Annotated in this window: 20 protein-coding genes; 5 read left to right on the top strand and 15 right to left on the bottom strand. The window is 72.4% G+C overall.

Annotated features, from left to right (window positions below):
- Window positions 1-147: 147 nt before the first annotated feature.
- The gene (locus VGL20_06470) at window positions 148-2,445 is read right to left on the bottom strand and encodes a sialidase family protein (GenBank protein ID HEY2703316.1); all 2,298 of its coding nucleotides are present in this window, start codon (window positions 2,443-2,445) and stop codon (window positions 148-150) included.
- Between the two features lie 105 nt (window positions 2,446-2,550).
- On the opposite strand from VGL20_06470, the gene VGL20_06475 reads away from it, so the two are divergent.
- From VGL20_06475 to VGL20_06490, 4 genes are all read left to right on the top strand, one after another.
- Window positions 2,551-3,285 carry an alpha/beta hydrolase gene (locus tag VGL20_06475; protein HEY2703317.1) on the top strand — a complete coding sequence of 245 codons (735 nt, stop codon included), beginning with the start codon at window positions 2,551-2,553 and terminating at the stop codon, window positions 3,283-3,285.
- Window positions 3,286-3,319: 34 nt separating this feature from the next.
- Window positions 3,320-4,915 carry a benzoate-CoA ligase family protein gene (locus VGL20_06480; protein ID HEY2703318.1) on the top strand — a complete coding sequence of 532 codons (1,596 nt, stop codon included), beginning with the start codon at window positions 3,320-3,322 and terminating at the stop codon, window positions 4,913-4,915.
- The gene (locus VGL20_06485) at window positions 4,908-5,171 is read left to right on the top strand and encodes a hypothetical protein (protein ID HEY2703319.1); all 264 of its coding nucleotides are present in this window, start codon (window positions 4,908-4,910) and stop codon (window positions 5,169-5,171) included. The genes VGL20_06480 and VGL20_06485 overlap by 8 nt, the downstream gene beginning before the upstream one ends.
- A gap of 270 nt (window positions 5,172-5,441) precedes the next feature.
- The gene (locus VGL20_06490) at window positions 5,442-6,107 is read left to right on the top strand and encodes a histidine phosphatase family protein (GenBank protein HEY2703320.1); all 666 of its coding nucleotides are present in this window, start codon (window positions 5,442-5,444) and stop codon (window positions 6,105-6,107) included.
- On the opposite strand, the gene VGL20_06495 is transcribed toward VGL20_06490, so the two are convergent.
- A complete protein-coding gene (locus VGL20_06495; protein HEY2703321.1) occupies window positions 6,038-7,480 on the bottom strand; it encodes a cytochrome c biogenesis protein ResB in 1,443 nt (480 codons plus the stop codon). The two genes, VGL20_06490 and VGL20_06495, sit on opposite strands and share 70 nt — an antisense overlap.
- An 8-nt stretch (window positions 7,481-7,488) precedes the next feature.
- Complete coding sequence (locus VGL20_06500; protein HEY2703322.1) at window positions 7,489-8,151, bottom strand: FAD-binding oxidoreductase; 663 nt, start codon at window positions 8,149-8,151, stop codon at window positions 7,489-7,491.
- Window positions 8,152-8,211: 60 nt separating this feature from the next.
- On the opposite strand from VGL20_06500, the gene VGL20_06505 reads away from it, so the two are divergent.
- Complete coding sequence (locus VGL20_06505; protein ID HEY2703323.1) at window positions 8,212-9,870, top strand: DUF885 family protein; 1,659 nt, start codon at window positions 8,212-8,214, stop codon at window positions 9,868-9,870.
- Here the strand turns inward: VGL20_06505 and VGL20_06510 are convergent.
- From VGL20_06510 to nuoD, 12 genes are read right to left on the bottom strand one after another with little or no spacing between them, the layout of a single operon-like run.
- Window positions 9,837-10,697, bottom strand: coding sequence for an NAD(P)-dependent oxidoreductase (locus tag VGL20_06510; GenBank protein ID HEY2703324.1), 861 nt, complete (start codon window positions 10,695-10,697; stop codon window positions 9,837-9,839). The two genes, VGL20_06505 and VGL20_06510, sit on opposite strands and share 34 nt — an antisense overlap.
- Before the next feature lie 37 nt (window positions 10,698-10,734).
- The gene (locus VGL20_06515; GenBank protein ID HEY2703325.1) at window positions 10,735-12,249 is read right to left on the bottom strand and encodes an NADH-quinone oxidoreductase subunit N; all 1,515 of its coding nucleotides are present in this window, start codon (window positions 12,247-12,249) and stop codon (window positions 10,735-10,737) included.
- Window positions 12,246-13,862, bottom strand: a complete 1,617-nt coding sequence (locus VGL20_06520; GenBank protein HEY2703326.1) for an NADH-quinone oxidoreductase subunit M — start codon at window positions 13,860-13,862, stop codon at window positions 12,246-12,248. Before VGL20_06520 ends, VGL20_06515 begins: the two co-directional genes overlap by 4 nt.
- A gap of 7 nt (window positions 13,863-13,869) precedes the next feature.
- Window positions 13,870-15,825 carry an NADH-quinone oxidoreductase subunit L gene (gene nuoL, locus VGL20_06525; GenBank protein ID HEY2703327.1) on the bottom strand — a complete coding sequence of 652 codons (1,956 nt, stop codon included), beginning with the start codon at window positions 15,823-15,825 and terminating at the stop codon, window positions 13,870-13,872.
- The gene (nuoK, locus tag VGL20_06530; GenBank protein ID HEY2703328.1) at window positions 15,822-16,133 is read right to left on the bottom strand and encodes an NADH-quinone oxidoreductase subunit NuoK; all 312 of its coding nucleotides are present in this window, start codon (window positions 16,131-16,133) and stop codon (window positions 15,822-15,824) included. The genes nuoL and nuoK overlap by 4 nt, the downstream gene beginning before the upstream one ends.
- Window positions 16,133-16,807: an NADH-quinone oxidoreductase subunit J gene (locus VGL20_06535; protein HEY2703329.1), complete on the bottom strand. Its 675-nt coding sequence runs from the start codon at window positions 16,805-16,807 to the stop codon at window positions 16,133-16,135. The genes nuoK and VGL20_06535 overlap by 1 nt, the downstream gene beginning before the upstream one ends.
- Window positions 16,804-17,439: an NADH-quinone oxidoreductase subunit NuoI gene (nuoI, locus tag VGL20_06540; GenBank protein HEY2703330.1), complete on the bottom strand. Its 636-nt coding sequence runs from the start codon at window positions 17,437-17,439 to the stop codon at window positions 16,804-16,806. Before nuoI ends, VGL20_06535 begins: the two co-directional genes overlap by 4 nt.
- Before the next feature lie 13 nt (window positions 17,440-17,452).
- Window positions 17,453-18,487, bottom strand: coding sequence for an NADH-quinone oxidoreductase subunit NuoH (nuoH, locus tag VGL20_06545; GenBank protein ID HEY2703331.1), 1,035 nt, complete (start codon window positions 18,485-18,487; stop codon window positions 17,453-17,455).
- On the bottom strand, window positions 18,487-20,409 hold the full coding sequence (locus tag VGL20_06550) for a molybdopterin-dependent oxidoreductase (protein ID HEY2703332.1): 1,923 nt from the start codon (window positions 20,407-20,409) through the stop codon (window positions 18,487-18,489). The genes nuoH and VGL20_06550 overlap by 1 nt, the downstream gene beginning before the upstream one ends.
- Complete coding sequence (gene nuoF, locus VGL20_06555) at window positions 20,406-21,704, bottom strand: NADH-quinone oxidoreductase subunit NuoF (protein HEY2703333.1); 1,299 nt, start codon at window positions 21,702-21,704, stop codon at window positions 20,406-20,408. The genes VGL20_06550 and nuoF overlap by 4 nt, the downstream gene beginning before the upstream one ends.
- Before the next feature lie 15 nt (window positions 21,705-21,719).
- On the bottom strand, window positions 21,720-22,301 hold the full coding sequence (gene nuoE, locus VGL20_06560; protein ID HEY2703334.1) for an NADH-quinone oxidoreductase subunit NuoE: 582 nt from the start codon (window positions 22,299-22,301) through the stop codon (window positions 21,720-21,722).
- Window positions 22,301-23,455, bottom strand: coding sequence for an NADH dehydrogenase (quinone) subunit D (gene nuoD, locus VGL20_06565; GenBank protein HEY2703335.1), 1,155 nt, complete (start codon window positions 23,453-23,455; stop codon window positions 22,301-22,303). The genes nuoE and nuoD overlap by 1 nt, the downstream gene beginning before the upstream one ends.
- Window positions 23,456-23,727: the final 272 nt, after the last annotated feature.

The following is a 23,727-nucleotide window of genomic DNA, read 5'->3' on the forward strand; positions in this document are numbered from 1 at the left end:
ACCGACCCGGGCGCAACTTCCATCGGTCGGAGCCGTGCATGTCCCAGCTGTCGCCCGGGATCTACGGCTACCCACGATGCGCACCTCGGAAACGGAGCATACGGCTCCACGGGGGCGGCTGACAGTAGGTGTGGAAAACCCGGAGCGTCAGCCGCGGCCGCGGCGGCGCCGGCGGGCGCCGAGCGACGACGCGCCCATCACCACCAGGCCGCAGAGGAAGCCGCCGAGCACGTCCGCGATCCGGGAGGGCGCCGGCACCGCCGCGGCGAGCGGCCGCGCCGGGGCCGCCGGCGAGGCGGCGGCGGGGTCGGGGCCGTAGGTGGTGGTGGGCGCGTCCTCGGCGGCCGGCCGGGGCGCCGGCACCACCCCGCCGCTCCCGGTCACACCGGCGGCCGGGAGGGAGCGCGGGCGGGGACCGGCGCTGCCGGCGGCGCTGGCGTAGCCGACGATGTCCGACCACAGGTCGGTGGGGTTGTCGCCCTTGACGACGACGCCGGCGCGGCGGGTGTCCGGCCAGGTGGTGTACGAGCCCAGGGCGCCGGCGGCGATCCCGGTGTAGTCGCCGAGGAAGCTGCCCTTGCGGAAGCCGAGGTTGCCGTCGAAGAGGCCGCTCGAGACCGCCCGGGCCGAGAAGGTGGCGCCGCCGTCGTGCGAGACCGCCAGGCTGCGGCCGATCAGACGGCCGGTCGGGTCCGGGGAGCGGTCGAGGTAGGAGACGTAGAGGGTGCCGTCGGGGCCGTACGCCGACCAGGGGAAGAACTGGTCGCGGTGGTCGCCGAGCGGATCCTGGTTCACCCGCACCGCCGGCGCCCAGGTGCGGCCGCCGTCCCTGGAGGCGGTCGCGAAGATGTCGATGTCCGAGGGCTTCGCCCCCGGCTTGCCCGCATCCCAGTCCTTGCCGCCGTTCCGGTTGTCCTGGTAGACGACGTGGACGCTGCCGTCGAGCGGGTTCACGGTCACCGACTGCTGGGTCGCGCTCGGCACCCGGAAGCAGTAGCCGCTGAGGATCTCCTGGCCGGCGGGCTCCTGGGGGCAGGCCTGGTCGCCCGCCTGGGGCAGCGGCACCACCAGGCAGGCCGCCTGGCCGGGCTCGCGGGTCCAGGTCACCCCGCCGTCGGTCGAGGAGACGACCAGCACCTGGCCGTTGGGGCAGGCGGGGTTGTCGCCGTTGGCGAAGGTGACGTGGACGGCGCCGCTCCGGGGGTCGACGGCGGGCACCGCGCCCTGGCTGTCCACGCACATGTCGAGGCCGGGTGGCGCCGGGGGCAGGCCCACGCTCAGCGGCGCCTGGAGCGAGGGCAGCGGCGAGGGCAGGCTCACGTTCCCGAGGCCGCCGGAGCTGCAGAGGGCGTGGCTGGCGCCGTTGACGTAGACCGGGGTGCTCCAGTGCCGCCCCTGATCGTCCGAGTAGGCCATGAAGGTCGGCGACCCCAGGCCCAGGGCCGGGCCCGCGTAGGGCTGCACCGCCAGCGGCGGCACCTGGCTGAACTCGGAGTACACGATGTAGAGGCGGTCCGAGGAGAGGTGGGCGCGGTCGGCCTGGGGGTCGGCGGGGACGCCGGCCGGGCGCGGCCCGGTGGCGATGTACTCCTTGTCGTAGAAGATCTGGCAGTCGTTGTCGTTGGCGTTGACCGCGACCACGCCGTCCCCGCTGCGCCGGGTGTCGCCGGGCTGCGGCTGGCCGGACAGCGGGCGGCTCCAGGTCTGGCCGCCGTTGCTGGAGCGGAGCACGAAGATGCCGCTGACGCAGCCGGTGCGGTGGAAGTTGATCTCCGCGTAGTAGGCGACGCCGTCGCGGTCGAAGGCGACCGCGGGGTCGCCGCCGCCGTCGAGGGCGATCGCCGTCTTCGCCACCGGCGGTACCGGGCTGGGCAGCGCCGGCACCGGTGGGGTGAAGACCACCGAGGGCATCGGCAGCACCCCGCCGAAGAAGCTCTGGCCGCCGTCGAAGCTGGCGTAGAACCCGGAGCTGCCGAAGCCGAGCGAGTAGTCGTTGGCGCCGACCACGAGGTTCTGCGGGTTGCGCGGGTTGATCGCCACCGAGGTCTCGTTGTGCGGCATCGCCGAGCGGTCCTGGTTGACGAGCACGTCGGGGCTGAGGTTGGCGGGCGGCCGGGGCACGCCGGTCCCGGGGAAGGCGTCGCGCACCCCGGCGTCGTCCCCTCCCCCGCCGACCGCGTCGAGCCCGGGCAGGCCGAGCGCCAGCGCGCTGCTGAGGCTCTGCCGCTGCCGCCCCCCGGGGGCGGCGGCGCCCAGCCCCGCCGGCAGGGTGAGCGCCGGCAGCTGCGGGGTGAGGCCTGGCAGCGCGGGCAGCGCCGGGCGCGGCAACGCCCCCTGCACCCCGGAGAGCAGCGGCTCGGGGAGGAGGGATGCCCCCGCCCCGCCGGCGGGTGCGAGGGCGGCGGCGAGCAGCCCGGCGAGGGCCGCGACCAGGATCCGTCGCATCGGTGTGTGAGTATGACCGCGCTCCGCGGGCAACCTTGCGCACCGGTGTGGGCGGGGGTGGTCGCACGCTGCCGGGCGCCCCTCGCGTGAGCGAAACTGGAGGCGATGGAGATCCACGTCGAGGAGCACCCGGGGCGGGCCCCCGCGACGGTCTGGCTCCACCACGGCGTCGGCACCGCGGCGGCCTGGAACCCCTTCCTCCCGGCGGCGGCGGGGGGGCGCCGGGCGATCGCCTACGACCGCCGCGGCTTCGGCGCCTCGGGCCGCGACCGCGAGTTCGGCGACCGGCTCTTCGACGAGGATGCCGCCGACCTCGCCGCCGTGCTCCTCGACCGCGGCGCCGCCCCCGCCCACCTCGTCGGCCACAGCGACGGCGGCACCATCGCGCTGCTCTGCGCCGCCCGCCGTCCCGAGCTGGTGCTCAGCGTCGCCACCGTCGCCACCCACGTGCGCAGCGACCCGGTCACGGTGGGCACGCTGCGGCGGATGGGTGCGCCCGGCGGCTGGGACGAGGCGCTGCGCCGCAACCTCCGTCGGGTGCACGGGGCCGACTGGGAGGAGGTGGCGGGCGCCTGGCACCGGCTCTGGACCGCCTCGGAGTGGGCGGAGCGGTGGACCATCGAGGCCGAGCTCGCCGCCATCCGCTGCCCGCTCCTGGCCTGCCAGGACCGCAGCGACGCGCTGGCGCCGCCGCTCCACGCCGAGGCGATCGCCGCCGCCCGGCCCGGCGCCCGGCTGTCGTGGTGGGACTCGGGCGGCCACGACCCCCACCGCACCGACCGCCGCCGCTTCACCGCCGAGCTCGAGGCGCTCTGGGAGCAGGCCGAGACCGGAGAGTAGAGTTGCGGCGTCACCGGATCGGAGAGGAGCGAGGATGACGACCGCGAGCGCGACCACCGGCAGCACCGTTCCGGCGACCCTGCCGGACCGGCTCAACGCCTGCGAGTGGCTGCTCGACCGGAGGCTCGCCGCCGGCGACGGAGACCGGGTCGCGGTCCGGTGCCGCGGCCGCGACCACACCTATGCGGAGCTGACCGCCGAGGCGGCCGCCGTCGCCGCGGCGCTGCGCCACAGCGGGGTGCGGCCCGAGGAGCGGGTGCTGCTGGTGATGGTCGACGGCCCCGAGATGGTCGCCGCCTTCTGCGGGGCGATGCGGATGGGGGCGGTGCCGGTGCCGCTGTCGACGATGTCGACGCCCGCCGACCTCGGCTTCCTCGCCGCCGACTCGCGGGCCCGCCTGGCGGTGGTGTCCGAGCCGTTCCTCGAGGGCGGCCGGGCGATGGCCGCGGGCGGCGGCGGGCTCGCCGACCTGGTGGTGTGCGGCGGCGATCCCGGGCCGGTCACGGGCGCCGCGCGGGTGCACCGCTGGGACGACTGGCTGGCGGCGGGCGCCGGCGCCGATGGCGCGCCGCTGGCGACCCACCGCGACGCCCCGGCGTTCTGGCTCTACACCTCGGGGACGACCGGCCAGCCCAAGGGGGCGATGCACCGCCACGCCGACATCCCCTTCACCGCCGAGACCTACGGCAGCCTGGTGCTCGGCATCCGCCCCGACGACCGCTGCTTCAGCATCGCCAAGCTGTTCTTCGCCTACGGGCTGGGCAACTCGCTCAGCTTCCCCTTCTCCGTCGGCGCCACGGTGATCCTCGAGCCCGGCCCGCCCAGCCCGGCATCGGTGGCGGCGCTGGTGGCCGCGGAGCGGCCGACGCTCTTCTTCGCCACTCCCACCTTCTACGCCGGGCTGCTCGCCGCCGACCTCCCCGAGGACACCTTCGCCTCGGTGCGCCAGGGCGTGTCCGCCGGTGAGGGGCTGCCCGCCCCGGTGCTCGAGCGCTTCCGGGAGCGCTTCGGCGTCGAGATCCTCGACGGGCTCGGGAGCACCGAGGCGCTCCATATCTTCCTCAGCAACCGTCCCGGCGCGGTGGTCCCGGGCAGCTCCGGCACCCCGGTGCCCGGCTACCAGGTGCGGCTGGTCGACGACGCCGGTGCGGAGGTCGACGGCGACGAGCCCGGCCACCTCATGGTGCGTGGCGAGTCGCTCGCCACCGGGTACTGGTGCCGCACCGCGGTGACCCGCCGGATCTTCTGCGGCGACTGGGCGCGCACCGGCGACATGTACGTGCGCGGCGAGGACGGCGTCTACCGGCACTGCGGGCGCTCCGACGACATGCTGAAGGTGGGCGGCATCTGGGTCTCGCCCGCCGAGGTCGAGGCGACGCTGGTCGCCCACGAGGACGTGGTCGAGGCCGCGGTGGTCGCCGAGAGCGACGCCGACGGCATCCAGCGCCCGGTCGCCCACGTGGTGGTGCGGCCCGGCCGATCGGTCTCGCCCGACGACCTGATCGAGTTCTGCCGGGCCCGCCTCGCCGCCTTCAAGCGACCCCGCCGCGTGGTCCTCTGCGAGCAGCTTCCCAAGACCGCGACCGGAAAGATCCAGCGATTCAAGCTACGGAGCCACGACCATGGGTGAGACCTTCCGCCGCGACCCCGACCTCCCCGGGCGCATGGGTGGGCGCTGGCGCGAGCCGGCGATGAAGCCGGTGGAGGTGGTGGGCGCCCGCCTCGACGGCGAGCCCCGCTGCACCGAGCACGCCCTCCAGGGCGCCACCGACCCGATGCACACGCTGGTCGGCGGCGGCCGCCTGGTGTGGATCACCGAGGACAGGGTCGACCCCGAGTCCCCGATCCAGTGCTCGGTCTGCGAGACGGTGCTGGGTGCCGGCTGACTGAGGGGAGGGTCACCGCCGCTCCCGCGACCGTCCGGTCGGATGCTGCGCCGACCGCCACGAACGACGCGATCGAAGCTGCTAGTTCCCTTGAGCAGGTGGTTCGGGGTACCATCGTGCTAGCGCCGTTCGCGGCGCTCCCAACGATGTGTTTCTCTCCCCAGTTGCGGGGGCCGGTGGCGGATTCCGTGCCGGCCCCTTCTTTTTTAACCAGGGAAGCGGATGCGCCGGCGTGGAGCGGGCGCCCCTGAAGTTGAGAAGATCCGACCGATGAGCCAGTCCCCTGCCACGACGCGTGTCTACCTGGTCCGCCACTGCGACGTCGAGAATCCGGACCGGGTGCTCTACGGGCACCTCGAGGGCTTCCGGCTCAGCGAGAAGGGGGTGCGCCAGGCCCACGCCCTCGGCGAGCGGCTGGCCGGGACCCCGGTGCGCCAGATCTATGCGAGCCCCCTCGAGCGGGCCCAGCAGACCGCCCGGATCATCGCCTCCCACCTCGACGGCGTCCCCGTCACCACCACCCCCGAGCTGGTCGAGGCCCGCTTCGGCCACTACCTCCAGGGGGTGCGGGCCAACCTGAACATCGTCTGGCGCAGGCCGCTCTGGGGGGTGCACATGCTCTGGCCGGGCCTCCTCCCCAACGACGAGACCGTCGCCGAGATGGCCGCGCGGGTGCGCGCTCCATTGCTCCGCCTGGTCCGAGACCACCCCGGTCAGGGCGGCATCTGCGTCAGCCACGGCGACCCCATCCAGGCCTTCTGGGTGGAGAGCGAACGCCGGCGCGCCTGGGCCCTCCATCGCCTCGAGTGCGCCAAGGGGGGGATGCTCGAGCTCGACTTCGAGGGCGAGCGGCTGGCGGGGAAGCGCTACCTCCCGCCCGAGGAGACCGGGGTCTCCGCCGGCGACTCGGCGGCGGCCGACGCCAGCCACGCGTAGTCGGACGCGGGGGTGGGCGGAGCCTCGGCCTGATCCCCGGCCCGGGGCCGGCCACCGCGACGGCGGCGCGCCCGGGCCTCGAGCAGGGGACGGAGATAGAGCTTGCTGAGCAGGCCCACCATCACCATCACGAAGGAGGCGTAGACCAGCGGCACCCCCTGGTCCCTCTTCACGTGGAAGAGGGAGTACTGGCGCAGCTCGGGGAAGGAGACGGTGAAGCAGGCCGAGGCCGGCCCGGCGGAGCAGTCGGTGCCCGCGAGGGGGAGGCGCAGCGAGCCGCCCACCGGCACCGGCAGGCTGCGGCCGTCCTGGAAGTAGGGCGACATCCCGCGGGTGTCGAGCTGGGTGACGTCCTGGGGCCGGCCGGTGTCGAGACCGAGGTCGCCGACGTAGAGCTGCACCAGCATCACCGGGTTGCGGGCCTCCTGGCCACCCGGTCCGTAGCCGGTGGCGCCGCCGTCGGGGCCGAGCTGCTGCCGGGCACGGGCGTCGGGGAAGGCGACCAGCTTGGCGCCGATCTGCACCGGGCGGGCGGCGCCGGGCAGCGAGTAGCCGAAGTCGGGCAGCTTGAGCACCCCGGTCTGGGCGCTCTTGTCGTTGCCGAAGAGCTGCACCCTGCCGTCGTAGACCACCCGCCCGGCGGGGTTCTGCACCACCAGGTGGGGCGCCCAGCCGTAGTCCTGCTGGTAGAAGTCGACGTCGCGGTAGCCGAGGAAGTCGTTCACCCGGACGTCGCGGGTCTCCACCGCCCGCCCCCGGTCGTAGACGGTGACGTTGCTCACGAAGTCGCTGGGCGCGCCGTTGGCGGCGTAGCCGGCGTGGAAGTGGTTCAGCGCCACCTGGTAGCCGGCGTGGTGGCCGTCGAAGAGGAAGCCCTCGCGGAGGGTGTCGAAGCCGGTGCGCGCCTCGGTGACCCGGTCGCCCTCGGTGACGGTGACGATGCCCTCGAAGCCGGTCGCCTTGCCCCAGACCACCGCGATGAGCAGCAGGAAGAAGGAGGTGTGGAAGAGCCAGGAGCCCCACTCCCCCCAGTACTGCGGGGTCCGCCGGTGGCCCCGCAGGGTGCGCCGCACCAGCGCGGTGCCGCGGCGGAGCACGCACGAGGCCAGGGCGATGTACAGGCTGCCGAGGAGCACGTAGAAGAGCGGCGACACGAAGACCTGGGTCAGCGGGAATCCCAGGTGCGAGGTGAGGGCGTCGAGATTCTGGTGGGCGAGCAGGAACTCGTCGACCTTGGCCTGCTGCGAGGTCTCCTGCTGGGGGACGAACGACCCCACCAGCACGATCAGCACGATGCCGATGAGGAAGAGGATGGCGGTGCGCATCCGCGTGTACTCGCGCCAGAAGCGCGCGGCGCGCTCGCGACCCCGCATCGACGCGGCTACCTGGCCGCGACCAGGAGGCCGTCGGGGTCGAAGGCCAGGCGGAGCAGCTCGCTCGACGCCGTGGCCAGACCCAGCGGGCCCTCCGGAGCGGTGGTCCTGGCCTGGCGGGGCTGGAGCCGGAAGACGACCTCGGTGACCAGCGCGAGCCGGCCCATGCTGCCGAGCAGGGCGCCGGTGAGGTCGTAGCCGGTCACGTCCTTGAGGACACCGCCGCCGGCGCGCACCACCTCGCCCTCGGGGAGCACCGCCACCACCCCGGTGAGCGCCCGCCGGGGAAGCTGGCCGCGGGCCACCAGGCTGCCGGCGTGGACCGCCGACCCGGGGCCGCCGCCGGGGACGCCGACGAGCCCCAGCGCGGCGGCGTCGACGGCCACCCGGAGCGACACCAGCGTCGCCCCGGCGCCGGCGCGCACCACCATCGCCCCCGGCTCGACGTGGACCTGGTCGAGCCGGCCGAGCGACACCGTGATCGCCCTGCCCCCCGGGGCGGGGTCGGTCACCTGGCCGCTGACCACGCTGATCGGGGTGCCCAGCTCGGCGCAGGCGCGGCAGACGGCGGCCACCTCCGCGGTGCTCCGCGGCGCGACCGAGTCGAGACGGCCGTTGACCCCCCGGGCGGTGACGATCTCGGCGAGCCGGGCTCTGAGCTGGACGTCCACGCTTCTCCTCTGGAATCGCGAGTGTAGCCGCCGGCCGGTGCGGGCTAGACTCGGCGCCCCGTGCCCGAACCCCACGATCGCCTCGCCACCCTCACCGCGCGCACCGTCGCCGAGCACTTCGCCGCCTGCCCGGCGACCGGCCGGTCGAGCGGCGACCACCGCTTCGACGGCGTCCTCGGCGACGTCGGCGACGCGGCGATGGCCCGGCGCGCCGCCGAGCTCGAGGCCCTCGCCGCCGAGCTGGGGGGGCTCGACCCCGCCACCCTCGACACCGAGGGCCGGGCCGACCTGGGGATGAGCCGGCGCCTGGTGGCCGACGAGCACTTCCGGCTCACCGAGCTGCGCGACCCCTGGCACGACCCGCAGTGGGCGCTCTGGCGGGGCGCCGACGTCTTCGGCTACGTCACCCGCGACTACGCCCCCGTGGCCGACCGGGCGGCGGCGGTCTGCCGGCACCTCGAGCAGCTCCCCGCCTGGCTCGGCGAGGCGGCGGCGATGCTCGACCCCGAGCTGCCCGCGGGTCCGCGCGCCCAGGCGATCGAGGCGGCGAGGGGCTACGCCTCCTTCTACCGCGACGAGGTGCGCGGCGAGCTCGGCGACCTCGGCGACCCCGGGCTCGCCCGCCGCCTCGAGGCGGCCCTCGACGGCGGCACCGCCGCCTGCGAGGCCTTCGCGGCAGCCGTCGAGGCACGCCGCGGCCTCGACGACGATGTCCTCGGCGCGGCCCGGTTCTGCGCCATGCTCGAGGCCCAGGAGGGGGCGCGCGAGACCGCCGGGGCGCTGATCGGCCAGGCCAGCGCGGAGCTCGACCGGCTCACCGCGGCCACCGCCGAGGTCGCCGGCGAGATCGGGGCCGGCGGTCTCGACGCCGCCTTCGCCGCCCTCGAGGCCGAGCGCCCCACCGCCGCCGGCCTGCTCGCCACCACCGCCGGGATGCTCGACCGGCTCCGCGACTTCTGGACCGCCACCGGGGTGGTGACCATCGACCCCGAGGTGCACTGCCGGGTCCGGGCCACCCCGGCGTTCATGTCCTGGGTGACCGCCGCCTACGACAACCCCGGGCCGCTCGACCCCCCTGGTCTTCCCCACAACTACTTCGTGACCCCGGTGCAGCCGGGCTGGAGCGACGAGCAGGCCGACCAGTGGCTCCGCCACCTCAACCTCGCCTGCCTGGAGAACATCTCCGTCCACGAGGTCTACCCGGGCCACTTCGTCCACGCCGTCTGCGCCTCGCGCCGCTCCGGCCTGATCCGCCGCGCCTTCTGGTTCCCGGCGGTGAGCGAGGGCTGGGCCCACTACACCGAGCAGCTCGGCGTCGAGCAGGGGCTCGCCGACGGCCGCCCCCTCCTCCACCTCGCCCAGCTCCAGGATGCGCTGCTCCGCGCCTGCCGCTTCCGCTGCAGCCTCGGCATCCACACCGAGGGGATGAGCCTCGAGGAGGGCACCCGGCTGTTCATGGAGCGCGCCCACATCCCCCGGATCGCCGCCGAGCGGGAGGCGATGCGCGCCACCCACGACCCGATGTACCTGGTCTACACCTACGGGAAGCTCGAGATCCTGCGCTGGCGCGAGGCCCTCGCCGGCCGCCCCGGCTTCAGGCTGCGCGACTTCCACGACCGGCTGCTCGGCTGCGGCCTGGTCTCCCTCGACGTCGCCCGGGAGTACGTGATGGAGGGCTGGCCGGCTCAGCTGAACGCCGGGGCCAGCTCGTCCACGTAGATGTCCACCTGGAGGTCGGCGTCGGAGCCGCCGTAGCCGTAGGCGCTGAGGTCGGTGACGCCCTCCTCGGCGAGCACGTCCTCGACCAGGTAGAAGTTGCCGGTGCAGCTGCGGCTGGGACGCCGGAGGATCGCGTGGGCGGCGTCGGCGTAGATCTCCGGCTTGCGCGAGCGCTGCAGCGCCGCGTCGCCGCCGAGCAGGTTGCGCACCGCGGCGGTGGCGATCAGGGTGCGCGGCCACAGCGAGTTGGCGGCGATGCCGTCGTCGGCGAACTCCCGGGCGAAGCCGAGCGTGGTCATGCTCATGCCGAACTTGGCCAGGGTGTAGCCGAGGTGCCCCGAGTACCACTTCGGGTCGAGGCTGAGCGGCGGCGACAGGGTGAGGATGTGGGGGTTGGCGGCCTTCCGCAGGTGCGGGATCGCCGTCCTGCTCAGCAGGAAGGTGCCCCGGCAGTTGATGTCCTGCATCAGGTCGTACTTCTTCATCGACAGCGACTCGGAGCCGGACAGGTCGATCGCGCTGGCGTTGTTGACCACGATGTCGATGCCGCCGAAGCGCTCGACGGTCTGGGCGACGGCGCCGGCGACACTCCCGTCGTCGCGGACGTCGCCGACGATCGCCAGCGCGCTGCCGCCGGCGGCCTCGATCTCGGCCGCCGCGGTGTGGATGGTGCCCTCGAGCCGGGGGTGGGGCTCGGTGGTCTTGGCGATGATGGCCACGTTGGCGCCGTCGCGGGCAGCGCGCAGGGCGATCGCCAGCCCGATGCCCCGGCTGCCGCCGGACATGAGAATCGTCCTGCCGGCGAGCGGCGCGGCATCTGCTGCCATGGTTCTCCCCCTGTCTGGAGCCGTCTCCCGGCTCCGCTCAGCTGTTGGGCGGGACGGGGAACGTCCCCACCTGCGCCAGGGTGGCGGCGCTGTAGATCAGGAACGTGAAGATGCCCAGCACCAGCGTGCCCACGGTGGTGGCGACGAGGGCGACCCCGCCCCCGGCGGTGGTGCGCGCCCAGTCGTAGCCGGCCTCGCCCTCGCGGGGACGCGAGTACATCAGCAGGCCGACCTTCAGGTAGTAGAAGACCGAGACGGCCGAGGTGGCGATGCCCCAGAGGGCGAGCGCGATCTGGCCGTGCTGGATGGCCGCGCTGAAGACGAAGAACTTGCCGAAGAAGCCCGCGGTCGGCGGGAAGCCTCCGAGCGAGAAGAGGAACAGTCCCATCGCCGCGGCCACGTAGGGGCGCCGGAAGGCGAGCCCGCGGATCGAGTCGTAGCTGTCGAGGTCCTCTCCCCTCCCCGCCATCGTCGTGATCACCGCGAAGGCGCCGATGTTCATGGCGGCGTACGCGGCGAGGTAGTAGAGGGAGCCGATCGTCGCCTGCGGTGACTGCACGGCGACGCCGATCAGCATGTAGCCGGCCTGGGCGACGCCCGAGTAGGCGAGCATCCGCTTCACGCTGGTCTGGCCGAGGGCGGCGAGGTTGCCGATCACCATGGAGACGATCGCCACGAAGGCGACGATGCCGTTCCACTTGACGTACGAGCCCTCGAAGGTCGAGCTGAAGACCCGGATCAGCGCCGCGAACGCCGCCACCTTGGTGGTCACGCTCATGAACGTGGTCACCGAGGTCGGCGCCCCCTGGTACACGTCCGGCGTCCAGGTGTGGAAGGGCGCGGCGCTGATCTTGAAGGCGAACCCGACGAACATCAGCCCGATGCCGATGAGCAGCAGCGAATCGGTGCCGTGGAGGGCGTCCAGCGAGGCGCGGATTCCGGTCAGGGTGGTGTGCCCGGTCTCGCCGTAGACCAGCGCCATGCCGTAGAGCAGGAAGCCGGAGGCGAAGCCGCCGAGCATCAGGTACTTCAGCGCCGACTCCTGGGAGCGCTCCTCGGTGTGGGCGAAGCCGCAGAGGATGTAGAGCGACACCGAGAGCAGCTCGATACCGAGGAAGATCACGATCAGGCTCGAGGCGGCGGCGAGCAGCATCATCCCCACGGTGGCGCCGAGGATCAGCGCGTAGTACTCGCCGTAGTGGAGGCCGCGGCGGTTGAGGTAGCCGGGGCTGATCAGCACCACCACCAGCGCGCTCGCCAGGATGATGCCGTCGACGAAGAGGCTGAAGCGGTCGTAGGCGTAGCTGCCGTAGTAGGCGAGCCCGTGGTGGGCGGTGTCGAACCAGCCGAGGATCACCGAGCCGAGGGTGGCGGCGAGGAACACCGCGGCGAGCACCGCCAGGGCGGTCCGTGCCGAGGTCGGGGTGACCAGGTCGAGCATCAGCAGCAGCACGAAGCCGGCGCTGAGGATCAGCACCGGCAGCAGCCGGACCAGGTCGTCGGTCGGCGGCAGGCCGGGCATGGTGATCGTGGCGATGAGGGCCTGGATCATGGCCTGCCCACGGTGGCCACCGGCGGCCGGGGCGCCGCGGCCAGCGGCGGCGGCGGCGCCGACGCGCGGATGACGTACTGGGCGGCGCTGCTCCGGGTGATGTCGCCCAGCGGCTTGGGATAGACCCCGATCAGGATCATCAGGGCGGCCAGCGGCAGCAGCACCATCCGCTCGCCGGCGCCGATGTCGCGCACCGTCTCGGCGGCCGGCGAGAGCGGCTCGTGCATCAGCCCCTGGTGGAGCCGGAGCATGTACCAGCAGGCGAGCACCACCCCCACCCCGGCGAGCACCGCGAGCAGCGGGCTGGCCTGGAAGGCGCCGAGCATGATCGTGAACTCGCCCACGAAGCTGTTCATCCCGGGCATGCCCAGGCCGGCCAGGGTGATGATCAGGAAGAGCGCGTAGAGCCAGGGCATCCGCCGCTCCAGCCCGGAGATCGCGTGGCGGTCGCGGGTGCCGGTGCGGGCCTCGATGTAGCCGACCACCAGGAAGAGGGCGGCGATGATGAGGCCATGGTTGACCATCTGGATGATGGCGCCGTTCACCCCGTTGAGGTTGAGCGCGAAGATGCCGAGCGCGATGAAGCCGAGGTGGCTGATGCTCGAGTAGGCGACGATGCGCTTGATGTCGCTCTGGGCGAGGGCGAGCATCGCGCCGTAGATGATGCTGAGGATGGCCAGCCCCTCGAGGATCCACTGGAAGTCGTGCACCGGGCCGGGGAAGAGGGTGAGCCCGTAGCGGATGAAGCCGAAGGCGCCGAGCTTGCTCACGATCCCGGCGAAGAAGGTGAGCGTGGCCGGCGGGCAGTTCGCATACGAGTCGGGCAGCCAGGTGTGGAAGGGCACCAGCGGCACCTTGATCGCAAAGGCCAGGGCGAAGGCGACGAAGGCGAACTGCTGCGGGGTGAGCAGCTGGATGTTGAGGAAGGTCACCGGCTGCTGGGAGTCGCCGGGGTAGAGCATCAGCGCCAGCAGGTCGAAGCTCGCATGGCCGGTCGCCGTGGTCCGGGAGTGGACGTACAGGTAGATGATCGCCAGCAGCATCAGCAGGCTGCCGGCGACGGTGTAGCCGATGAACTTCAGCGTCGCCCGTCCCCGGTCACGGCCGCCGTAGCTGGCGAGCAGGAAGTACAGAGGGACGAGCATGCCCTCCCAGAACAGGTAGAAGAGCAGCATGTCGACGCTGAGCAGCACTCCGATGGTGGCCGCCTCGGTGACCAGCATCAGGCCGCAGTAGAACTTCAGCCGCTCGGTGGTCCGCGACGAGATCGCCACCGCGCCGAGCAGGAAGACGCCGGCGTCGAGCGCCAGCAGCCAGGCGGAGAGGCCGTCGAGGCCGAGGTGGTAGGCGGCGCCGATCTGCGGGATCCACTCGCGGAACTCCTCGAACTGGAAGGCGAGCACCAGGCCCTGCGGCCCCGGGCCGACGGCGTGGACCACCGGGTTCCTGGTGAAGGCGATCAGCAGGCCGGCGACCAGCCCGGCGGTTGCCAGGGTGCCGAGCACGGTGACCGCCTTGATCGCCCCCCGGTCGGAGCGGGGGACGAGCTGGAGCAGGATCGCGGTGCCCAGCGGGATCATCATCACCACGGTCAGCCAGGGCACGTTGGTCATCTCGCCCTCATCGCACGAACACCGCGAGCACGATCACGAAGGCGCTGGCGGCGACCAGCATGCCGGTGGCGTAGTCGCGCAGCCGGCCGGTCTGGAGCACCCGGAAGGTCTCCGACATCCAGGCCGCGCCCCGGCCCACCGCCTCGACCCAGCCGTCCGCGTAGACCGGCTCGACCACGGTGCGCAGGCCTCGGGCGACCTGCCGGGTGGGCCGCACCAGGATGGCGTCGTAGATCTCGTCGAAGTAGAACTTGTGCAGCGACAGCTGGGTGAGCGCCCGCGGCACCCGCGCCGCCACCACCTGGGCGTCGGGCCTGCGCTCGTACCACCACCGCCGCGCCAGCCCCGCGCCGATCAGGCTCGCGGCGGTGCCGAAGAGCACGGTGACGAAGCCCGCCAGCCGGCCCGGCTCGGTGATCACCTGCCCGCCGAAGGCGGTGAAGACCGGGTCGAGGAAGCTGCCGAGGATGAAGGGCCCGACCACCCCGGGGATGCCGGGGAGCAGGGCGAGGCCGACCACGGTGCTGAGCACGGCGAGGATGACGACCGGCAGCAGCATCACCGGCGGCGCCTCGTGGGCGGCGTAGGTGCGGGCGGTCTGCGGGTCGCCGCGGAAGACGGTGAAGTACAGCCGGAAGGCGTAGAGGCCGGTGAGCACGTTGACCCCGAGGCCGACGAGGTACAGGGTGGGCGCCAGCGGCCCGTGGCTGTAGCCGAGGCCGAGCAGCTCCTCCTTGCTGAAGAAGCCGGCCCAGATCGGGATGCCCGCCAGCGCCAGCGAGCCGGCGAGGAAGCACCGCTCGGTCTGCCGCATCGTCAGCCCGAGGCCCCCCATCAGCCGGATGTCCTGCTCGTCGTGGAGGGCGTGGATGACGTTGCCCGCCGCCATGAAGAGCAGCGCCTTGAAGACCGCGTGGGTGGCGAAGTGGAACATCCCCGCGCTGTAGGCCCCGATGCCCACGGCGAAGATCATCAGCCCGATCTGGGACATCGTCGAGTAGGCGATGACCCGCTTGATGTCGACCTGGCTCAGGGCGATGATGCCGGCCATCACCGCCGTGCCCATCCCCACGCAGGCGACCACGCCCTGGGCCACCGGGGCGAGGTCGAAGAGGGTGTGGAAGCGGGCGATCAGGTAGACGCCCGCGGTCACCATGGTGGCGGCGTGGATCAGCGCGCTCACCGGGGTGGGGCCCTCCATGGCGTCGGGCAGCCAGGTGTGGAGGGGGAACTGGGCGCTCTTGGCGAAGGCGCCCACCGCCAGGAGCAGGCAGATGCCGGTGATCAGCGCCCCACCCTGCGGGAAGGAGTCGCGGGCGTAGTGGAAGACCGTGTTCAGCTGGAGCGACGGCACCCTGAGGTTGGTGACGATCATGAAGGCGGCGATCACCAGGGCGACGTCGCCGATCACCTGGGTCACGAAGGCCTTGCGGGCCGCGGTCACCGCGCTCGGCCGGTCGTAGTAGTAGCCGATCAGCAGGTAGCTGCTCAGCGCCACCATCGCCCAGCCGATGATCAGGATCACCATGTCCCCGGCGAGCACCAGCAGCAGCATCGAGAAGATGAACAGGTTCATGTAGCTGAAGAACCGCCAGGGGGTCTCGTCCTCGGCCATGTAGCCGACGCTGTACCAGTGGATGAGGAACCCGACCCCGGTGATCACCAGGCACATCAGCACGCTGAGGGGGTCGATGGTGATGTCGACGTTCACCCGCAGGGCGCGGGGGCCGAGGTCGAGCCAGGGCCAGAGCGTCACCGTGGTGGAGCGGGCGTCCTCGTGGGCGCCGAGGACGGCGACCAGCGCCACCAGCGCGCAGGCGAAGGCGGCGAGCACCACCCCGGGGCCGAGGATGTTGCAGAAGCGGCGGCCCAGCCGCGGCCCCAGCAGCGCATTGCCGAGGCAGCCGGCGAGGGGGAGCGCGAAGAGGAGGACGGCCAGCGTCCCCGCCATGGTGGAGCTCATTCGCGCATCTCGCTGAGGTCGTCGATGTCGAGCTCGCGACCGGACCGGTAGACCTGGCTGACCAGGGCGAGCCCGACCACCGCCTCGGCGGCGGCGACCACGATCACCACCAGGGTGAAGATCTGCCCGTCCTCGCTGTTCAGGTAGCGGCCGTAGTCGACGAAGGCGAGGTTCACCGCGTTGAGCATCAGCTCGATCGACATCAGCACCACCAGCGGGTTGCGGCGCACCAGCACCCCGACCGAGCCGATGGTGAACATCGCGGCGCTGAGCCCGAGGAGCAGCGGGAACAGGTCGATGCTCAGCATCAGCCCACCCCGACCGTCTCGCGCCCCGGCGTGGGAGCGGTCTCCTCGGGGAGCGCCCCCACCGGCGAGGCCGCCTCCGGCGGCTCCGCGGGGGCGTGGGGGAGCCGGCGGGTCAGGTAGACGGCGCCGACGGCGGCCACGATGAGCAGCAGCGAGGTGATCTCGAACGGCAGCAGGAAGGTGGTGAACAGCTCGCGGCCGAGCACCTGGACGTTGCCGGCGGCGTTCACCGTGGCCGGGTCGAAGGCGAAGCTGTGCTGGTCGCCCGGGGTCGCCGCCTGGGCCAGCCGCTGCCCCTGGAGCACGTGGTCGGTCTTCGAGTAGGTGACCCCGTTGACGGCGAGGGCGAAGACCTGGGCGGTGATGTAGCCGACCGCCACGATCCCCACCCAGAGCCGGGGGTCGCGGCGGGGCCCCTCGTAGTCGGGGTCGTGGCCGGGGTCGAGCAGGGCGATGATGAAGACGAAGAGGACCATCACCGCACCGGCGTAGATGATGATCTGGACGGCGGCGACGAACTGCGCGTTGAGCAGCAGGAAGAGCACCGCCAGGGACACCATGTTGCCGACCAGGCAGAGCGCGGAGTAGATGGTCTTCGCCGAGAGCACCACCCCCGCCGCGCTCACCAGCGCGAGGCCGGCGACGACGTAGGCGAGCAGGTCGACCGCGCTCATCGGTCCCTCTGGACGCGCCGCGGCTCGGCGACGGTGGGGACGTGGGGGGCGAGGCCGGCATTGCCGGGCACGGGCTGCTCGGCGCCCTCCCGGCGGATGCGCTCGTCCTCGTCCCAGGCCAGCCGCGGGCTGACCCCGGGGGCGCGCCCCGCCTGGCCGCGCTGGTCGGCGCCGGCGCCGCGCGGGTTCGGGCGGAGGCTCGCCGCGAAGTTCGGCCAGGCCTCGAGCAGGTCCTCCTTGACCGCCACGGTGCGCTCCCGCCGGTAGTCGGCGAGGTCGTACCGCGGCCCCAGGGTGATCGCCTCGGTGGGGCAGGCCTCGGCGCAGTATCCGCAGTAGATGCAGCGCATCAGGTTGATCTCGTAGCGCCGCGCGTAGCGCTCGCCGGGGGAGACCGGGTTGGCGGGGTCGTTCTCGGCGGGCTCGACGTAGATGCAGCCCACCGGGCAGGCCCCGGAGCAGAGCTCGCAGCCGATGCACCTCTCCAGCCCGTTGTCGTAGCGGTGGAGCACGTGACGGCCGCGGTGCCGGGGCATCGCCGGCTTCTGCTCCTCGGGCCACTGCAGGGTGATCGGCTTGCGGAAGAGCTGGCGGAGGGTGAAGGCCATGCCCTTGACGATCTCGATCAGCATCCCGGCCGCCCTCTCACATCGACGCCTTGATCGCCACCACCGCCCCGGTGACGGCGATGTTGAGCAGTCCGAGCGGCAGCATCACCTTCCAGCCCAGGTTCATCAGCCGGTCGTAGCGCAGCCGGGGCAGGGTCCAGCGGATCCACATCATCACGAAGAGCAGCAGCAGCACCTTGCCGAGGAACCACAGCACGCCGGGGATGAAGTCGAGGAAGGGCAGGATCGGCAGCCAGCCGCCGAGGAAGAGGGTGGTGGCGATGCCGCAGACCGTGACCATGTTGATGTACTCGCCGAGGAAGTAGAAGCCGAAACGCATCCCCGAGTACTCGGTGTGGTAGCCGGCCACCAGCTCGGTCTCGGCCTCGGGCAGGTCGAAGGGCAGACGGTTGGTCTCGGCCAGCGCCCCGGTGAAGTACAGGAGGAAGCCGAGCGGCTGGAGCAGCACGAACCAGGCGTGCTGCTGGGCGAGCACGATCTGCTCGAGGTCGAGACTCTGGCTGAGGATCACCACGCCCATCAGCGCGAACGCCACCGCCATCTCGTAGGAGATGAGCTGCGCCGAGGAGCGCAGCGCACCCAGCAGCGAGTACTTGCTGTTCGCCGACCAGCCGCCGAGGAAGATCGCGTAGACGCCGAGCGAGGTGACCGCGAGGATGTACAGCAGCCCCACGTTGAGGTGGGCGACGTCCCAGTGCAGCCGGTAGCCGTTCACCGTGCTGACCCCGCTGACCGGGATGACGGCGAAGGCGAAGATCGCCGCGGCGGCGGCGAACGCGGGGGCGATCAGGTAGAGGAGCTTGTCGCGGCCGGCGGGGGCGACGTTCTCCTTGAAGAGCAGCTTCACCGCGTCGGCGGCGGGCTGGAGCAGGCCGAGCGGGCCCACCCGGTTGGGGCCGATGCGCAGCTGGATGTGGGCGGCCACCTTGCGCTCGGCGTAGGTGCTGTAGGCGGCGGCGGTGGCGAGGAAGAGGACGATGATCACGCCCTTGAGCGCGATCACCCACCAGTAGTCGGGCCCGATCTGGAGTCCCCAGATGTCGGCGAGCATCAGACCGGCACCGGCCAGCGGGCGCGGCCGCCGTTGCCCGCCTCCGCATAGGCGGGGAGGGTGGCGGAGAGCTCGCGACCGGCCGCCACCATCTCCGCCGGCCAGCGCTCGCACCCCAGCTCGGCGGCGAGCATGGAGAGCACGCGCAGCTCGGTGGGCACGGTGGTGGCCGGGGGCAGGGCCTGGCGGATGCGCTGGACCCGGCCCTCGAGGTTGGTCACCGTCCCCGCCTTCTCGACGTGGGTGTGGCCGGGGATCAGCACCGTCGCCGCCTGGGCGACCGGCCCCGGCTGGGTCTCGATCGCCACCACCAGGTCGGCGGCGTTGAGCGCGCTGGTGAGCACCACCCCGGCGGTCGCCGCCCAGGGGTGCGAGCCCATGATCACCAGGGCGCGGACCTGGCCGGCGCTGGTGGCCTCGAGGATCTCGGTGCCGCAGCGTCCCGCTCCCGGAGCGGGCCGGTAGCCGGGGAGCAGGTTGGGGAGCAGCCCCAGGTCCTTGCAGCCGCGGCCGTTGACCCCGCGGGTCACGGTGAGGCGGCGGACCGCGGTGTTCGCGCCGGCGAGCAGCTGGGCCACGTGGGCTGCCTGGGCGCGGTCGACCTCGTCGGCGATCACCCCGACCAGGGCGCCGCCGGTGATGCCGCGAAGGGTGGCGTCGTCGACGTCGACCGGAAGCCGGTGGACGGTGGTGCCGCGCCTGCGCTGCGCCTTGAAGAGCCGCAGGGTGAGCACCGGCGCCTGCTGCTCGGGGCGGGCGCCGAGCACCACCACCGCCGAGCAGTCCTCGATCTCGGCGATGCCGAGGGCGTGCTCCTCCGGGGCGAGCCCGGGGAAGGGGTCGAGCTGGTGGTCGAGGTGGGTGGTGCCGATCGCCTCGCGGGCCAGCCGCTGCAGCAGCCAGGCCTCCTCGTTGGTGCACTCCGCCGAGCCGATCACCCCGATGGCGTTGGCGCCGTGCTGGTCGCGCACCTCGCGCAGCCGGCGTCCCGCCTCGCCCACCGCCTGCTGGGCGCTGACCTCCCGGTCGCCGCCGCCACCGGCGCGCACCACCGGCCGCCGCACCCGGTCGGTGCGGTTCCAGCGCGGGGCGCTGTAGCGGCCGCGGTCGCAGAGCCACATGTCGTCGACCAGCGGGTTGTCGCGCGAGGCGAAGCGCTTCACCTCGTACTCGCGGCTGTCGATGTTGATGTTGCAACCGTACGAGCACTCCGGGCAGACGCTGCGGGCGCGCTGCAGGTCCCAGGGACGGGCGACGAAGCGGTACTGGCGATGGGTCAGCGCCCCCACCGGGCAGACCTCGGGGAGGTTGCCCTGGAACGCCGAGCGCAGCGGCCGGGAGTCGAAGGTGGCCACCGAGGTGTGCACCCCGCGCTGCTGGAGCACGATCTCCTTCTCGCCGGTGATCTCGTCGTAGTAGCGGGTGCAGCGCCAGCAGAGGATGCAGCGCTCCTGGTCGAGCTCGATCCTGTCCGACAGCGGCACCGCCTTGTCGAAGTGCACCTTGTCGGTGATCGGCATCCGTGAGGTCTGGGGACCGTAGCGGAAGGCGAAGTCCTGGAGGTCGCACTCACCGCCCCGGTCGCACACCGGGCAGTCGAGCGGGTGGTTGAGGAGCAGGAACTCCAGGACCCCCTCGCGGGCCTTCGCGACCGGCGCCGTCTGGGTCTGGATCACCATGCCCTCGCTCACGTAGGTGGCGCAGGCCGGCTGCAGCTTGGGCATCTTCTCGACCTGGACCAGGCACATCCGGCAGACCGCCACCGGGTCCATCTTGGGATGGGCGCAGTAGATCGGGATGTGGATGCCCACGTCGGCGGCGGCGTCGAGCACCAGCTGGCCCCTGGGTGCGCGGGTCACCCGGCCGTCGATGGTGACCTCGACCCTGCCGTCGTCGGACGGCGGCATCCCCGCCTGGGTCATGCGGTTCCCGCCAGCAGCGGCCGGTGCGCGCCGGTCACCGGGCAGGCGCCGGCGCCGCAGTGGGCCTCGAACTCCGCCCGGAAGTGACGGTACGCGGACATCACGAACCAGGTGGCGGTGTCGCCCAGCGGGCAGAAGCACTTGCCGTCCATGTTGGCGCAGATGTCCTTGAGGGTGTCCAGCTCGTCGAGGGTGGCCACCCCCGCCTCGAGGCGGTGCATCAGCTGCGACTCGAAGTACGTGCCCTCGCGGCAGGGCGCGCACTTGCCGCAGGACTCGTGGTGGTAGAAGTCGACCAGCCGCATCGAGACGTTGACCAGGCAGGTGGTCTCGTCCATGAACATCATCGCGCCGGCGCCCAGCGACGAGCCCGCCTTCATCACCGCGTCCATGTCCAGGGGCAGGTCGAGGTGCTCGGGAAGGAGCACCTGCATCGAGCCTCCGCCGGGCTGGAACGCCTTCAGCGACCGGCCCTTCCACATCCCCCCGCAGTGCTCCTCGAAGAGCTCGCGGATGGGCCGTCCGAGCTCCATCTCGTAGCAGCCGGGCCGCTCGATGTGGCCGCTGCAGCACCACACCCGGGTGCCGGTGCTGCGCTCGGTGCCGATCGCCTTGAACCACTCGCCGCCGCGGGAGACGATGTGGGGGAGGTTGCTCAGGGTCTCGACGTTATTGACCACGGTGGGCTTGCCGTAGAGGCCCTTCACCGCGGGGAAGGGCGGCTTCAGCCGGGGCTGGCCGCGGAAGCCCTCCAGCGAGTCGATCAGCGCCGTCTCCTCGCCGCAGATGTAGGCGCCCGCACCGCCGTGGACGATGACGTCGCAGCCGAAGTCGGAGCCGAGGATGCGCTCGCCGATGTAGCCGGCGGCGCGCGCCTCCTCGACGCAGCGCTCGAGCAGCAGCCGCTGGTCGTGGTACTCGCCGCGGATGTACAGGAACGCGTGCTGCACCTGCAGCGCGTAGGCGGCGATGACGATGCCCTCGATCAGCTGGTGAGGGTTCTCGTCGATGAGGTAGCGGTCCTTGAAGCAGCCGGGCTCGGACTCGTCGGCGTTGATGCAGAGGTAGCGGGGGAAGACGTCGCGGGGCAGGAACGACCACTTCGTCCCGGTGGGGAAGCCGGCGCCGCCCCGGCCGCGCAGCCCGCTGATCTTCACCTGCTCGATGATCTCGTCGGGGGTGCGGTCGCGGAGCGCGGTGCGCAGCGCCTGGTAGCCCCCTCTCCGCTCGTACACGGGCAGCGTCTGCAGGCCCTCGACGCCGATGTCCTTGGTGAGCAGCTTGTACTCGGCCATTGCTGGGCGGTGATCCTACCCGGCCGCACCCGCCGAGGGCGGTCCCTCGGCGGTGGGCGGGGGCGGCGTGTTCGCGGCAGGCGGATTGGGCACCCGGGAGGGCGGCCCGTCGCGGTGGGCGGCGGGCTGGGCGGCGACCCGCGCCAGGATCGTGTCGATCCGCTGCGGGGTCAGGTGCTCCTCGAAGTGGTGGTCGACCTGCATCATCGGCGCCCCGCCGCAGCCACCCAGGCACTCGATCGTGCTCTCCCAGGTGAACATCCCGTCGGCGGTGGTGGTCCCCGAGGGGCAGCCGAGCCGCTGCTCGATGTGGGCGGCGGTCTCGTCGGCGCCGCGCAGCGCGCAGGCCGCGTTCACGCAGACCAGGATGTGGTGCCGGCCGGGCGGGCGCTTGAAGTACATCGAGTAGAAGGTCGCCACCGCCTGGACCTCGCTGGGGGCGAGCCCGAGCAGCTCGGCGACCTCGGCCATCGCCTCCGGAGGCAGCCAGCCGAGCTCGTGCTGCACCGCCCACAGCGACGGCAGGATCGCCGACCGCGGGTGCGGGTAGCGGCCACGCGCGTGCTCGATCTCCGCCCTGGTCTGGGCCGCGAGCATCACCGGTCGACGTCCCCCAGCACGATGTCGATGGACCCGATCACCGCCACCACGTCGGCGATCAGCTCGCCCTTGACCATGTACGGCAGGGCGCACAGGTTGCTGAACGATGGGGCGCGCACCTTGACGCGATAGGGGCGGTTACTGCCATCGGCGACCATGTAGAAGCCGAGCTCGCCGCGGGGCGACTCCACGGCCTGGTAGACCTGCCCTCGGGGCACCGAGAACCCCTCGGTGACCAGCTTGAAGTGATGGATCAGCGACTCCATGCTGGTGTTGAGCTCGTTGCGCGGCGGCGGCGAGACCTTGCGGTCGAGGGTGTTCACCGGCCCCGACGGGAGGTTGTCGAGCGCCTGCTCGATGATCCGCAGCGACTCGCGCATCTCCCGCATCCGCACCAGGTAGCGGTCGTAGACGTCGCCGTTGACGCCGATCGGCACGTCGAAGTCGAAGTGGTCGTACGAGCTGTAGGGCTGGGCCTTGCGCAGGTCGTAGGCGACGCCGCTGCCGCGAAGGCAGGGCCCGGACATCCCGTAGGCGAGCGCGTCCTCGGCGCTGATCGTGCCCAGCCCGGTGGTGCGCTCCCGCCAGATCGGGTTCTTGGTGATCAGCAGCTCGTACTCGTCGATCGCCTTCGGGAAGGTGTGCACCACCCTGCGCACCATCGCCTCGAACTCGTCGGGGACGTCGGCCATCAGGCCGCCGACTCGGATGAACGACGTGTGCATGCGCACCCCGCTCACCAGCTCGTTGATGTCCATGATGGTCTCGCGCTCACGCCAGGCGTAGAGGAACGGCGTGGTCGCGCCCATGTCGATGGCGTGGGTGCCGAACCAGACCAGGTGGCTGCCGAGGCGCGCCAGCTCGCACATGATCACCCGCAGGTACTGGCCCCGCGGCGGCACCTCCACCCCCAGCAGCTTCTCGGCGGCGAGCGAGAAGCCGAGGTTGTTGATCAGCGGCGCGAGGTAGTCCATCCGGTCGCTGTAGGGGATGCACTGCTGGTAGGTGTGGCGCTCGAAGTCCTTCTCGAAGCCGGTGTGCAGGAAGCCGATGTCGGGGCGGCAGCCCCGCACCACCTCGCCGTCGAGGTCGAGCACCAGGCGCAGCACCCCATGGGTCGACGGGTGCTGCGGCCCCATGTTCAGCTCCATGGTGTCGTCGCCGATCTCGGTCAGCTCCACGTTGTCGAGATCCGGCGGCACCCCGAGCCGGCGGCGGCCCTCGGCGAAGCCCTGGTCGGCGCCGCCGGGCAGGCCGGGGCCGCCGGGGGGCGGGAGCACGGCGGCCATCAGCGCGACGACCCGGGCATGCCCGGCGGACGCTCCGCCGCGGGCAGGGCCCATTCGATGTTGTGGGTGAACGCGACCGGCTCACCGAAGGAGACGTAGTCGCGGCGCAGCGGATGCCCCTCCCAGTCGTCGGG

The sequence above is a fragment of the Candidatus Dormiibacterota bacterium genome (assembly GCA_036495095.1).
Classification (GTDB): domain Bacteria; phylum Chloroflexota; class Dormibacteria; order Aeolococcales; family Aeolococcaceae; genus CF-96.